A 14514-nucleotide genomic window follows, 5' to 3' on the forward strand; every position below is an offset into this window, starting at 1 on the left:
AGGAATCGGATAATGAATTTACCGAATAAGATAACCTTTTCTAGAATTTTATTAATACCAATCTTTATTATATTAATGGCTGTACCATTTAATTGGGGAGAATGGGATATAGGTAATACAACATTACCAATTTCTCATTTTGTTGGTGCTGTACTATTTATTATTGCTTCCGCCACAGACTGGATTGATGGTCACTATGCTAGAAAACATAATTTAGTGACCAATTTAGGGAAGTTTTTAGACCCTTTAGCAGATAAGCTTTTAGTATCGGCTGCACTTATATTACTTGTAGAAATGGGGCTTGCTCCAGCATGGATTGTCATAATTATCATTAGTAGAGAATTTGCTATCACTGGTTTACGACTAGTAGCGGCAGGAGAAGGAATTGTGTTAGCGGCAGGTAAAATGGGTAAATTAAAAACAGCAACACAAATGATCGCAATTGCATGTTTATTACTACATAATTTCCCGTTCTCGTTTATAGCTATTCCGTTTGGTACAATTATGCTTTATATCGCACTATTCTTTACGGTTCTTTCTGGCTATGATTATTTTGCTAAAAATTGGCATGTAATGAGGGATTCAAAATAATGAAAACGATAAAAACAGAAATCATTGCAGTTGGTACAGAACTTCTTTTGGGTCAAATTGCAAACACAAATGCTCAGTGGATATCTGAGCATTTGGCTTTTCACGGTATAAATGTATATTATCACGGAGTAGTTGGTGATAATCTCAACCGTGTTCAGAATACCTTTCAGTTAGCGCAAGAGCGCTCAGATATAGTTATTGTCACTGGTGGGCTTGGACCTACGGATGACGATTTAACTCGGGAAGCATTTCAATTACTTAGTGGATTAAGTATAGATGAGCATCAAGAATCCATGGATAAAATAGAAGCATATTTTTCTAGACTAAACGTTACTATGACCCCAAACAATCGAAAGCAAGCAAGAATATTCAGTGGTGCAAAGGTCATTAGAAACAGCATGGGAATGGCTCCTGGAATGATTGTTCATTACGAGGGAACGATATGGGTATTCCTACCCGGGGTTCCTCGTGAAATGAAGGCTATGATGCTTGAGGATGTTATTCCATATTTGCGTAAAAAACTAAAACAGAAGGATATTATTCAATCCCTAGTTCTACGATTTATTGGGATTGGTGAATCACAGCTCGAGCATGAGCTTAAAGAACTTATAGATAGCCAGATCAACCCAACCATTGCTCCATTGGCACAAAACGATGGTGTTGTTTTACGGTTAACTGCTAAGGCATCGTCAGAGGAAGAAGCTATGCTGCTTCTTAATCAGACAAAGGAAGAAATTCTATCGAAGGTAGGAGAATATTATTTTGGAACAAATGATGAAACAATTGAACAGACGATCGTTTCCAGACTAATAGAAAATAACCTTAAAATTGCTTCTGCTGAAAGTCTTACAGGCGGAAAGTTTATTGAAAAATTGATTTCTGTTCCAGGAGTGTCACAGGTTTGCCAAGGATCAATCGTGTGTTACGACGAGTCCGTAAAAAGAAATGTCTTAAAAGTAAAGAATGAAATAATTGACACCTTTGGTACTGTCAGTCGTGAATGTGCACTAGAAATGGCTAAAAAAGTTTCAGAATTACTGCATGCATCTGTTGGAATTAGCTTTACTGGTATTGCAGGACCTGATTCAATCGAAGGGAAGCCGGTTGGAACTGTCTATATTTCAGTGTATATCAAAGACGGGAAACATATCGTGAATAAGTATGAGCTTACTGGTGATCGTGAGGGAATAAGACATCGTGCGGTATTGAAGGGTTATGAACTTCTATATAATCTCTTAAAATGATATAATTACGTAGGTTTTTTCCTGTAAAAATCACTAATAGCAAGTAATTTATTATAAAAATAGTAAAATAGAAAACTAATTACCTAACAAAATAGGGGAACATTTATTCGGATTTTACTTGGCAAAACATTAAAAACCATGTATGATAGATATAGTTAATATAAGGAGGTAGTTTCGTTGAGTGATAGAAAACAAGCTTTAGAGATGGCATTAAGGCAAATAGAGAAGCAGTTCGGAAAAGGTTCCATCATGAAACTTGGTGAACAGGCAGATGTAAAATTAGCAACAACCTCAAGTGGGTCGCTTGCATTAGATATTGCATTAGGAATAGGTGGTTACCCTAAAGGAAGAATCATCGAAATATATGGTCCAGAATCTTCGGGTAAAACAACAGTAGCATTACATGCCATTGCAGAGGTGCAAAAAAATGGTGGTCAAGCTGCATTTATTGATGCGGAGCATGCATTAGACCCAACCTATGCAAGAGCATTAGGTGTTAATATTGATGAACTATTATTGTCACAACCAGATACTGGGGAACAAGCACTTGAAATCGCAGAAGCATTAGTTCGTAGTGGAGCTGTTGATGTTATCGTTATAGACTCAGTAGCAGCACTAGTACCGAAAGCAGAAATTGAGGGAGAAATGGGAGATTCCCATGTAGGATTACAAGCGAGACTAATGTCCCAGGCTTTAAGAAAGTTATCTGGAACAATAAACAAATCAAAAACTACGGCTATATTCATTAACCAAGTACGTGAAAAAATTGGTGTTATGTTTGGTAACCCTGAAACTACTCCAGGTGGTCGTGCATTGAAGTTCTATTCATCAGTAAGGCTGGAAGTGCGCCGTGCTGAAACCTTAAAAATAGGCAATGACATGGTTGGTAACAGAGCGAAGATTAAGGTTGTGAAAAACAAGGTAGCGCCTCCTTTTAAACAAGCAGAAGTGGATATCATGTACGGTGAAGGTATTTCAAAAGAAGGAGAAATAATTGATATCGGTGCTGAACTTGATATTGTTCAAAAGAGTGGAGCATGGTATTCCTATCAAGGAGAAAGGCTTGGACAAGGTAGAGAAAATGCTAAGGCTTTCCTAATTGAAAATAAAGATATGGCTGCTGAAATTGAAGAAGCTATTCGTGAACATTACAATTTAGATGGTGAAGTAGAGATACCACAAGATGATCTAGAAGAACCAACACAAGAAACACTAGATGTATAACAATCTCTAAAAGGTCTATCATTCAAAATTACAACCGTTTTAGGTAGTATATTTTGAGTGATAGACCTCTTTTATTGCAAAGATATTTTTTATGTCGATTCCTTGACATTATTTTTCCATAAAGATAAAATTAGTATGTATAATTTTATAATTTTATTATACGAAGACAAATTTATTCATTGAATATGGTACACACCGACAAATTTAAATGAATGAGCCGAAACAATTTTATAGCAAGAGGAGGTGAAAACGTGGGAGAAAACTTTCTCATCTCCATTTTGCTTGTCGTAATTTCCCTTATAGTCGGTTTGTTTGTTGGTTATCTGATTCGTAAATCTATTGCGGAAGCAAAAATTTCCAGTGCGGAAACATTAGCAAAGCAAATAGTTGAAGAAGCACATCGAAATGCAGATGCCGCCAAAAAAGAGGCGCTTCTTGAGGCGAAGGACGAAAATCATAAGCTTCGCCAGCAGACAGAGCAGGAATTACGTGAACGTCGTTCTGAGGTACAAAAGCAAGAAAATCGCCTGATGCAAAGAGAAGAAAATCTGGATAGAAAAAGTGAAACTTTAGACAAGCGAGAGCTCATGCTTGAAAAGCGAGAACTATCACTAGCAGAAAAACAACAACAAATTGAAGAAATGGAAAGCAAAGTGGAAACAACGCTACAAGAGCAGCAGACAGAGCTTGAGCGCATTTCTGGGTATACTACTGATCAGGCAAGAACAATTATTTTAGAGCGGCTTGAAAAAGAATTGGCACATGAATCAGCCATTATGATAAAAGAGGCAGAAAATCGTGCAAAAGAAGAAGCAGATAAGAAAGCGAAAAGTATCTTATCTATGGCGTTACAACGCTGTGCTGCAGACCACGTTGCTGAAACAACTGTATCTGTTGTAAATCTTCCAAATGATGAAATGAAAGGTCGTATTATTGGTCGTGAAGGTCGAAACATTCGAACATTAGAAACATTAACAGGAATCGATTTAATCATTGATGATACACCAGAAGCGGTAATACTATCTGGTTTTGACCCGATTCGAAGAGAGATAGCTCGTATAGCATTAGAAAAACTTGTCCAAGATGGTAGAATTCACCCTGCAAGGATCGAAGAAATGGTGGATAAAGCTAGACGTGAAGTGGATGAGTATATACGAGAAGTCGGTGAAGAAACAACATTTGAGGTTGGCGTACATGGTCTACATCCTGATTTGATTAAAATTCTTGGTCGCTTAAAATATCGTACAAGCTATGGTCAAAATGTATTAAAGCATTCAACAGAAGTAGCGTACCTGTCAGGCTTATTAGCTGCTGAGTTAGGTGAAGACGAAAGATTAGCAAGAAGAGCCGGATTACTACATGATATTGGTAAAGCCATTGATCATGAGGTAGAAGGTAGCCACGTTGAAATCGGTAAAGAGCTAGCGATGAAATACAAGGAACACGAGGTAGTAATTAATGCAATTGCATCACACCACGGTGACGAAGAACCAACTTCCGTCATTTCAGTCCTAGTTGCCGCAGCAGACGCTTTATCTGCAGCGCGCCCTGGTGCAAGAAGTGAAACCTTGGAGAACTATATCAAGCGTTTAGAAAAGCTTGAAGAAATATCTGAATCATTCTCAGGTGTTGAAAAATCGTATGCAATCCAGGCAGGAAGAGAAATTCGTATTATGGTGAAGCCGGATGAAATAGATGATATTGATTCCGCACGCATTGCTCGTGATATTCGCAAACGTATTGAGAGTGAGCTAGATTACCCTGGTCATATTAAAGTGACTGTCATTCGTGAAACAAGAGCAGTAGAATATGCGAAATAAAAACGTGAAAAGTGGGGGATGAACATCCTCCACTTTTGTGTTTCTTTACGCGGTTCATGAATAAACAATATTGTATTATCATATTTTACTGCTTTGACTTTCATAGAAATATATGGAAAACTAATTATAGAATGAATGTTAGGATGAGATTAATGAAAATTTTATTTATTGGGGATGTTTTTGGTTCTCCTGGAAGGAATATGGTACAAGAATACCTTCCTAAGTTAAAAGAGAAATATAAGCCACAGGTTATTGTCATTAATGGTGAAAATAGTGCCTCAGGAAAAGGGATTACTGAGAAGATATACAAACAATTTATGGAATGGGGTGCACAGGTCATCACAATGGGTAACCACACTTGGGACAAAAAGGAAATCTATGAGTTTATTGATGATGCCAAAAATTTGATTCGTCCCGCTAATTTTCCCGAAGGAACACCAGGAAAAGGATTAACCTATATTAATATTAATGGAACTGAGGTTGCAGTTTTAAATTTACAAGGAAGAACCTTCTTGCCTGCTATTGATGACCCGTTTAGAAAAGTAGATGAACTGATTTTAGAAGCCAAAAAAAGGACAAATATCATCTTTTTGGATTTTCATGCTGAGGCAACAAGCGAAAAACAAGCAATGGGCTGGTATGTAGATGGGCGTGTTAGTGCAGTTGTCGGAACCCATACCCATACACAAACAGCAGATAATCGCATTTTACCGAATGGAACTGCATATATTACAGATGTGGGTATGACAGGTCCGTACGATGGAATTCTTGGAGTGGAGCGAGATTCAGTTATTAAGAAATTTTTAACAAGCCTACCGGTAAGATTTGAGCCCGATAAAACTGGAAGAGCACAGCTTAATGCTGTCTTAGTTACATTAGATCAAGCTAGTAGTAAAGCAACGAATATAGAACGCATCATGATAAATGATGACCATCCATTCATAAACTAGTATTATACCTTAAGGAAATTTGAATTTTTCGAATTATTGATGCATAATAAGGTTATAAGCAAACGCCTAAAAGAATATAGTAGCTATAGAACTATAATAGGATATAAGGGAGGTACTAGTAATGGAAATATTAAAAGTCTCAGCAAAATCAAATCCTAATTCAGTAGCAGGAGCACTCGCGAATGTTTTACGTGAACGTGGCACAGCGGAAATACAGGCAATCGGTGCGGGAGCATTAAACCAAGCCGTAAAAGCAGTTGCAATCGCTAGAGGATTTGTTGCCCCAAGTGGTGTAGATTTAATATGTATACCAGCCTTTACCGACATTATGATTGATAATGAAGAACGAACAGCGATAAAATTGATTGTTGAACCTCGATAGGAAAAATCTTGGGATAGTGTTACGCGATAATGCGTAGCACTTTTTATTTTATAAAGTATAGCTTTACTACAAATATGGTAAAAAGGATTATAAATAAATAACCGAAAATATTGTGTCGTATATTCACAAATATTGTTAAAATGGTTAAAAGGCTATATACTGTTATAATGTACACCTATACATAAGATTTTTTCCTGATTAGAAAGGAGTATGTAATGTGAATGAACAACAACGGCTTGAACAAGCTCAGATAAATAGAGTAGATAACCCATCTGCTCAAGATAATATGGAACGGATTAAGAATATGACTAGTGATGAAATGATTGCAAAATATTTTCAAACTAGTTATCAGCCACCGGATTTAAAGAAAGCAAGAAAACGTCGTCGTGAAGAGGTACAATTTCATTATGATTTTTCCATTCCTGAGGACATGCAGCAAATAGGAAAAGGAAAGAAGTTTTTGATTCGTACATATGGCTGTCAAATGAATGAGCATGATACAGAGGTAATGGCAGGAATATTAACTGAAATGGGATATGAAGCAACTTCAGAAACGAATGAGGCAGACCTTATCCTATTAAATACTTGTGCTATTCGTGAAAACGCAGAAAATAAAGTATTTGGAGAAATTGGTCATTTAAAACCACTGAAGGTAGAGAAGCCCGACTTAATTCTTGGAGTCTGTGGCTGTATGTCACAAGAAGAATCTGTGGTAGACCGTATTATGAAAAAACACCAGCATATAGACTTGGTGTTCGGTACCCATAATATTCACCGCTTACCACATTTAGTGAAAGAAGCTATGTTTGGTAAAGCCCAAGTTGTAGAAGTATGGTCTAAGGAAGGAGATATTATTGAGAACCTTCCTAAGGTTAGAAATGGTAAAATTAAGGCTTGGGTAAATATCATGTACGGATGTGATAAATTCTGTACATACTGTATCGTACCAATGACTCGTGGTAAGGAAAGAAGTCGTAGACCAGAGGATATTATCCAAGAAATTCGTCAACTAGCTGCTCAGGGTTATCAAGAAATAACCCTACTTGGACAGAATGTTAATGCCTACGGTAAAGACTTTGAGGACATTGATTATCGTTTTGGAGATTTAATGGATGACATACGAAAAATTGACATTCCGAGGGTGCGCTTTACGACCTCACATCCAAGAGATTTTGATGATCACCTTATTGAAGTGTTAGCAAAAGGCGGAAATCTGTTAGACCATATTCATTTACCAGTACAGTCCGGTAGTAGTGAAGTTTTAAAACGAATGAATCGTAAATATACGCGTGAGGATTATTTGGAGTTAGTTCGTAAAATCCGAAAAGCTATTCCAAATGCTACATTAACTACAGATATTATTGTAGGATTCCCTAATGAGACAGAGGAACAATTTGAGGAGACTTTATCCTTAGTAGAAGAGGTAGGCTTTGAGGCTGCATATACATTTATTTATTCACCACGTGAAGGTACTCCTGCAGCGATGAAGAAGGATGATGTACCAGAGGAAGTGAAGAAGCAGCGTCTCTATCGTTTAAATGAATTAGTAAACAAGCAATCTGCTGACTCCATGAAGACTTATAAGGATAAAATAGTAAAAGTCCTTGTTGAAGGAGAAAGTAAGAAAGATCCAAATATTCTTGCTGGTTATACGGAGAAGAATAAATTAGTTAACTTTGTTGGACCTAAGTCTGCAATAGGTAAAATTGTTGATGTTAAGATTACCGAAGCTAAAACATGGTCTTTAAATGGTATTATGGTTGAAAATACAGTTGAGGTGAAATAAATGGCGGAATATACACGTTCAGAAGTTCTTGCGGAAGCGAAAAAGCTAGCTGAAATGCTTGCTAATACAGAGGAAATAGATCGTTTTAAGCAAGTAGAGGCAAAGTTAAATGAGAATCAAAAGGTGCAAAAAACGATTCAAAAAATAAAAACCTTACAAAAGCAAGCAGTTAATTTCCAAGCATATGAAAAAAGGGAAGCTTTAAAGCGTATTGAAGAAGAAATTGACCGTTTGCAAACGGAAATTGATGAAATTCCAGTGGTACAGGAATTTAAAGAAACACAAATAGTTGTAAATGATGTATTGCAATTAGTTTCTACTACTATTGCTCGAGAAGTGACAAACCGTGTAATAGAATCAACTGGTGGAGATCCTCTAACCGGTAAAACAGCTTCAGGTGAGAAACACAGTATTGGCTGCGACCATTAAAAGAGGCGAGAAAATTCTCGCCTCTTTTTATGATGTGAATGAAGTGAATGCAAATCGGCTAAAGTTACTTCTTCAATTAACAAAATTTATACCTCAAATAGGACTCAATTGAATAAATAATATTAAATTTTTAAATGGAAAATTTGGTCCAATCCTTTGAAAAAACTGCTACCTATCGGCTTCTCACTCAGCATTATTTTTTCTCCTCAACCTTTCCTAGAAACGTTATGCACTTTAGGTATTTGTCTTGCATAAAATGACTATGAAAAAAGAGGAGGTAAACGTAATTATGAGTTTTCTAGATAAAGATTACCGAGAAGTAATTACAAAAGCGGTTATTGGAAAAGGTAAAAAGTTCACGCAAGCTACTCATTCCGTTACGCCATCACATAGACCGACCAGTATTCTAGGATGCTGGGTAATTAATCATCTCTATAATGCAAAGAAAAAATCAGAAGATACCATTGAAGTTAATGGGAGCTACGACATTAACATTTGGTATTCCTATAATGATAATACAAAAACGGAGGTTGTCACTGAAAGAGTAACATATTGTGATTACATCCCTTTAGGAGTTCTGGATGAGAACTGCATTAACGATGATTATGATGTTATTTGTAAAGTGCTTCAGCAACCAAATTGCCTTGAGTGCCGTATTTCTAATCAGGGTAATAAAATTCTAGTAGATATTGAGCGAGAGTTTTTAGTTCAAGTCGTTGGTGAGACAAAAGTTTATGTGAAGGTAAAACCAAAAGGCCATAAAATGGCTGATGATGACGATGAAAGCTGGGATTATGTCGTCACAGAAGATGAGTTAGCTGATGTAAATCCTGACTTTCTTGAAAGTAGCAGTAGAAGTAAAGACTAATTAGCTTACGAGGGGGTGTTCCTCGTAAGTTTTTTTTATAGGTCCTATCGGTTCAATAGCTAAATCATTTCATTGGTTCTAATCCATTTTATGCTATAATAATAGAATAAAATGTAGGCTTTTGGAGGATTTTGTAATGGCAAAATATACACCAATGATGGAGCAATATTTGAAAATTAAAGCAGATCATCAAGATGCTTTTTTATTTTTTAGGCTGGGCGATTTCTATGAAATGTTTTTTGAAGATGCTATTAAGGCATCTAGGGAATTAGAAATAGTCTTAACGAAGCGAGATGGTGGACAGGATGAACCTATTCCAATGTGCGGAGTTCCGTATCACTCTGCTACAAATTACATCAGAACATTAGTTGAGAAGGGGTATAAAGTTGCCATTTGTGAGCAGGTAGAGGATCCGAAGACAGCTAAAGGAGTAGTAAAGCGAGAAGTTGTTCAACTCATAACCCCTGGAACTGTCATGGATAGTACAATGTTAAACGAACGGAATAATAATTTTATAGCTAGTCTTTCGCATTTTAAAGACGGTTCTTTTGTTGTAGTTTATTGTGATCTTTCAACAGGAGAGAGTAGGGTTGCCCATATTACATTAGGCTTTGATCGGGTCATTCACGAATTGTATAATCAACCGATTAAAGAAATAGTCATTTCTTCTAATCTACCAGAGGATTTACAAAGACAGTTAAAGGACAGATTACAGGTAACATTGTCTTATCAGGATGAGGTTACATTTAATGGGGAATATCGAGATTTATGTGAAAATTTGAACGACGAAAGGCTTGTAAAATCGTTTAGTAGACTACTAAATTATGTACAATATACGCAAAAGCGTTCGTTAGATCATTTAAAGCAAGCAGAAATAATTGAGCTTGATCAATACCTATCTCTTGATATGTATTCGAAGCGTAATTTAGAATTAACCGAATCAATACTCCGTAAGGGTAAACATGGTAGTTTATTATGGGTTTTAGATAGAACAGTTACTGCAATGGGATCTAGACTATTAAAGAAATGGTTGGAGCGACCGCTATTAGATAAGCGGGTAATCGAAGAGCGATTATCTGTAGTTGAAGGATTTTTCCACGCCTTCCTAGAACGGGATTCTTTACGAGAAAGTCTAAAATCTGTATATGATATGGAGCGACTTGCAGGTAGAATAGCATTTGGCAACGTGAACGCTAAGGACCTGATTCAATTAAAAAAGTCTTTAAAACGACTTCCCGATATCAAGGGATTATTGAATCAGTTTGATCATAAACAGATTAATGGACTTGCTTCTCAAATCGAATACCCAGAGGAATTGGTTAACCTATTGGAAACGAGTATTATGGAGGATCCACCAATGTCCATCAAGGAAGGATCTATTATCAAAGATGGTTACCATGAGCAATTGGATCAATACCGAGATGCTTCACGAAATGGTAAACGTTGGATTGCTGAACTCGAGAAAAAAGAAAAACAGGAGACCAATATTAAATCCTTAAAAATCGGATATAATCGAGTTTTTGGATACTATATCGAAGTAACAAAAGCAAATCTCCACCTGTTACCAGAGGGTAAATATGAACGGAAGCAAACGTTAACGAACGCAGAACGGTTTATAACTCCTGAGCTAAAGGAAAAGGAGCAGTTAATTCTAGAAGCAGAGGAAAAAAGTGTTGATTTAGAATACGTGCTTTTTACTGAAATCCGCGAGAAAATTAAGGAACAAATACCACTAATTCAATATCTTGCAGATGTGATTAGTAAGATTGACGTTTTACAAGCATTCGCTACGGTTAGTGAGGCTAATAACTATAAACGTCCAACATTCGTAGAGAAGAAGCTACAAATTAAAAACGGTCGTCACCCTGTTATTGAACAAGTAATGGAAAATGATACGTTTGTACCAAATGATATTGTACTTGATGATGAAAAAAGTATTTTACTAATCACTGGTCCTAATATGTCTGGTAAAAGTACCTATATGAGGCAGCTTGCCCTAATTGCTATTATGGGACAAATTGGTTGCTTTGTGCCTTGTGATGAGGCAGAGCTTATTATTTTTGATCAGATATTTACGCGAATTGGTGCTGCAGATGATCTGGTTTCAGGACAAAGTACCTTTATGGTGGAGATGTTAGAAGCAAATCATGCAATTGAAAATGCTACCGAAAGAAGCTTAATTTTGCTGGATGAAATTGGTCGAGGTACAAGTACGTATGATGGTATGGCCCTTGCACAGGCGATTGTCGAGTATATTCACGATCATATTCATGCAAAGACATTATTCTCTACTCATTATCATGAATTAACAGCCCTAGAGGATAATCTGCCTAGATTACGGAATATTCATGTGCGAGCAGAGGAATATGAGGGGAATGTTGTATTTCTCCACCAAATAAAAGATGGTGCAGCAGATAAGAGCTATGGAATTCATGTAGCTAAGCTCGCTAATCTTCCGGATAAATTAATTAAACGCGCCAGCATTATTTTAAACCAGCTGGAGAACAATGATTCACAGACTTCCTACACTGAAGTAGAAGAAACCAATCAGCTATCTTTCTTTGTAGAGGAAGAAGTGGAGCCTAAGAAATCAAAAACGATTGATAAAACAGATGAATTACTAATTCGTCAATTAACAGGACTAGACCTATTTGATATGACACCACTTGAAGCGATGAATGAGCTTCATCAACTACAAAAACTTGCAAAACAAAAGGTGAAAGCTAGCTTGCAAGAATAGAAAGGGTTCTTTCTAATGAAAATTTTTCAAATGCCTGATGCCTTAGCGAACAAAATAGCAGCGGGAGAGGTAGTCGAAAGACCTGCTTCCGTAGTCAAAGAGTTAGTTGAGAATAGTATTGATGCAGGTAGTACCTGGATCAAAATCGATATAGAGGAAGCAGGATTACAAGAAATTAAAATAACGGATAATGGAGAAGGGATGGCAGAGGAAGATGTCGAAAATGCCTTTCTCCGCCATGCTACAAGCAAAATTCGTAACGAACAAGATTTATTTCACGTGCAGACATTAGGCTTTCGTGGTGAAGCATTGGCAAGTATTGCTTCTGTTAGCCGTTTAACAATTAAGACTTCACAAGGAGATGGGGCTGGTACCTTTTTGTCACTAGAAGGAGGCATTGTTACCGAAAGGGGTAGAAGCGATGCTAGAAAAGGTACAGAAATCACGGTCTCTGATTTATTTTATAATACGCCTGCTCGTTTAAAATATATGAAAACCATTCATACTGAATTAGGCCATATAACAGACCTTTTAAATCGATTAGCATTATCACACCCAGAGGTTCGATTTGAGGCGACCCATAATGGAAAACCATTGTTTAAAACACCTGGAACTGGAGATATACTTCAGGTGATTGCTCAGGTTTATGGGATGGGTGTAGCGAGAAAAATGCTAAAGGTTGAAAAAGAAACACTAGACTTTAAGATTTATGGTTATATTGCAAAGCCGGAAATTACGCGGGCATCTAGATCTTATATTTCGATAATATTAAATGGAAGATACATTAAGAGTATACCATTAAATCAGGCGATATTAAGAGGTTATCACACGCTTCTACCTATTGGACGTTCTCCTATTGTGGTTCTAAGCATTCAAATGGATCCAATATTAGTTGATGTGAATGTACATCCAACGAAATTAGAAGCCCGATTTAGTAAGGATAAAGAGTTATTTGCATTAGTTGAAGAAATGATACGAGAAAGTTTTCGACAAACTCGTTTAATACCAGAAATTGAAGGAAAGCGGATGGAAAAGCCGAAGCAATCCATTCAACATACAATGGACTTTGGGAAGTCCGAACAGTTTTCTAGAGAAACTATGTCCGTTCCAAACACATATTACCAGCAGCCTATTATAGATTCACAGGTTAATGACAATACAATTGGAATTCAGTTAGAAGATGCTCCCAAAGAAATACAGAATACCGCTGACAGTATGTTAATAGAAGATTATACAAAAAATATAAATGATATTCCTTCTGTTCATGAAGAAGCTATAGTTACTGATAACGAAAGAGTACCAATGATGTATCCAATCGGCCAACTACAGGGTACTTACATCCTCGCCCAGAATGAAAATGGTTTTTACATGATTGATCAGCATGCTGCTCAGGAACGTATTAAATATGAATTTTTCAAGAAAAAGTTAGGTCAAACGACTAATGAAGTTCAAGAGCTTCTTATTCCGTTGACCTTCGAATTCTCGAAACAAGAATCCATTTTTATTGAACACTATAAAGATTCACTAGAAAAGGTTGGCTTATTTTTTGAAAGCTTTGGGAATCAAACGTATATTATCCGCGCACATCCAAATTGGTTTCCAAAGGGTTTTGAGGAAGAGGTTATCCGCGAAATGATTGAGCAAATCATGGAGGGTGAAAAAATTGATATTGAATCGATACGTGAGGAAGCAGCTATTTTAATGTCCTGTAAACGGTCCATTAAAGCAAATCATTATTTGAATAACGATGATATGTTTCGATTATTAGAGGACTTGCGTAAAACTACTGATCCATTCACATGTCCTCATGGACGACCAATCATCATCCATTTTTCTACGTACGAACTGGAAAAAATGTTCAAACGAGTGATGTAATAGGTATAAAACCAGAGCACTTCGCAAATGATAATAAGAACAGCTTAGGGTGTCTACTGCTACAATTATTCGAGACAAAGAGCAATGAAGCATGTTCAGGAAGCTTCATTGGCGCCTATAGCTAGATATCTAGAAAAGGTGGAGTGCTCATGGAAAATCAAAGCTTAATAAATTTTTTGAATCAATTACTCTCGAATCAATTTGTCATGTATGTAAAACTTCATCGCTATCATTGGTTTGTTCAAGGTCGCCATTTTTATCAGCTCCACGCATTGTTTGAAGAGATGTATACAAAATTTGCCGAAGATCTTGATGCTGTTGCAGAAAGAATTTTGATGATTGATGGGAAGCCTTTAGCAACGATGTCTAAATACCTAAAAGAAGCCACACTAGTAGAAGCGAATGCTGACGATAAAGAAGATGAAATGATAGATCAGCTACATGAGGATTATAAGCAATTAGCTTCGGAAATTCGGGAACAAGGCTTCAAGCTTGCTGATGAGCGACAGGATGAACCAACAAAGGATTTATTAATTACACTACTAGGAAGCTACGAAAAATTTATTTGGATGCTTTCCGCATATCGTGCATATAAATAAGTAATA

The 14514-nt window shown here is 36.7% G+C and carries 12 protein-coding genes; all 12 read left to right on the forward strand.

Annotated elements, in window-relative coordinates:
- Positions 1-12 precede the first annotated feature (12 nt).
- The 12 genes from pgsA (at position 13) to KI338_RS04270 (ending at position 14508) form a co-directional block, all read left to right on the forward strand.
- Positions 13-591: a CDP-diacylglycerol--glycerol-3-phosphate 3-phosphatidyltransferase gene (gene pgsA, locus KI338_RS04215; protein ID WP_212919707.1), complete on the forward strand. Its 579-nt coding sequence runs from the start codon at positions 13-15 to the stop codon at positions 589-591.
- Positions 591-1835: a competence/damage-inducible protein A gene (locus KI338_RS04220; protein ID WP_280530721.1), complete on the forward strand. Its 1245-nt coding sequence runs from the start codon at positions 591-593 to the stop codon at positions 1833-1835. The genes pgsA and KI338_RS04220 overlap by 1 nt, the downstream gene beginning before the upstream one ends.
- A gap of 177 nt (positions 1836-2012) precedes the next feature.
- Positions 2013-3059 carry a recombinase RecA gene (recA, locus tag KI338_RS04225; protein ID WP_212919708.1) on the forward strand — a complete coding sequence of 349 codons (1047 nt, stop codon included), beginning with the start codon at positions 2013-2015 and terminating at the stop codon, positions 3057-3059.
- 251 nt (positions 3060-3310) lie between these two features.
- Complete coding sequence (gene rny / locus KI338_RS04230; RefSeq protein WP_373306325.1) at positions 3311-4879, forward strand: ribonuclease Y; 1569 nt, start codon at positions 3311-3313, stop codon at positions 4877-4879.
- 152 nt (positions 4880-5031) lie between these two features.
- On the forward strand, positions 5032-5829 hold the full coding sequence (gene ymdB / locus KI338_RS04235) for a 2',3'-cyclic-nucleotide 2'-phosphodiesterase (protein ID WP_212919710.1): 798 nt from the start codon (positions 5032-5034) through the stop codon (positions 5827-5829).
- A 121-nt stretch (positions 5830-5950) separates the two neighbouring features.
- Positions 5951-6211, forward strand: a complete 261-nt coding sequence (gene spoVS / locus KI338_RS04240; protein WP_010093295.1) for a stage V sporulation protein SpoVS — start codon at positions 5951-5953, stop codon at positions 6209-6211.
- A gap of 217 nt (positions 6212-6428) precedes the next feature.
- On the forward strand, positions 6429-7997 hold the full coding sequence (miaB, locus tag KI338_RS04245; protein WP_212919711.1) for a tRNA (N6-isopentenyl adenosine(37)-C2)-methylthiotransferase MiaB: 1569 nt from the start codon (positions 6429-6431) through the stop codon (positions 7995-7997).
- The gene (locus tag KI338_RS04250; protein ID WP_212919712.1) at positions 7998-8426 is read left to right on the forward strand and encodes a YlbF/YmcA family competence regulator; all 429 of its coding nucleotides are present in this window, start codon (positions 7998-8000) and stop codon (positions 8424-8426) included. It abuts the gene before it with no gap.
- Between the two features lie 289 nt (positions 8427-8715).
- The gene (cotE, locus tag KI338_RS04255; RefSeq protein ID WP_212919713.1) at positions 8716-9294 is read left to right on the forward strand and encodes an outer spore coat protein CotE; all 579 of its coding nucleotides are present in this window, start codon (positions 8716-8718) and stop codon (positions 9292-9294) included.
- A gap of 136 nt (positions 9295-9430) precedes the next feature.
- The gene (gene mutS / locus KI338_RS04260; RefSeq protein ID WP_212919714.1) at positions 9431-12034 is read left to right on the forward strand and encodes a DNA mismatch repair protein MutS; all 2604 of its coding nucleotides are present in this window, start codon (positions 9431-9433) and stop codon (positions 12032-12034) included.
- Between the two features lie 15 nt (positions 12035-12049).
- Positions 12050-13909 carry a DNA mismatch repair endonuclease MutL gene (gene mutL / locus KI338_RS04265; RefSeq protein ID WP_212919715.1) on the forward strand — a complete coding sequence of 620 codons (1860 nt, stop codon included), beginning with the start codon at positions 12050-12052 and terminating at the stop codon, positions 13907-13909.
- Between the two features lie 149 nt (positions 13910-14058).
- On the forward strand, positions 14059-14508 hold the full coding sequence (locus tag KI338_RS04270; protein WP_212919716.1) for a Dps family protein: 450 nt from the start codon (positions 14059-14061) through the stop codon (positions 14506-14508).
- Positions 14509-14514: the final 6 nt, after the last annotated feature.

It is taken from the genome of Ornithinibacillus bavariensis (genome assembly GCF_018333235.1).
GTDB classification, from domain to species: domain Bacteria; phylum Bacillota; class Bacilli; order Bacillales; family Amphibacillaceae; genus Ornithinibacillus; species Ornithinibacillus bavariensis.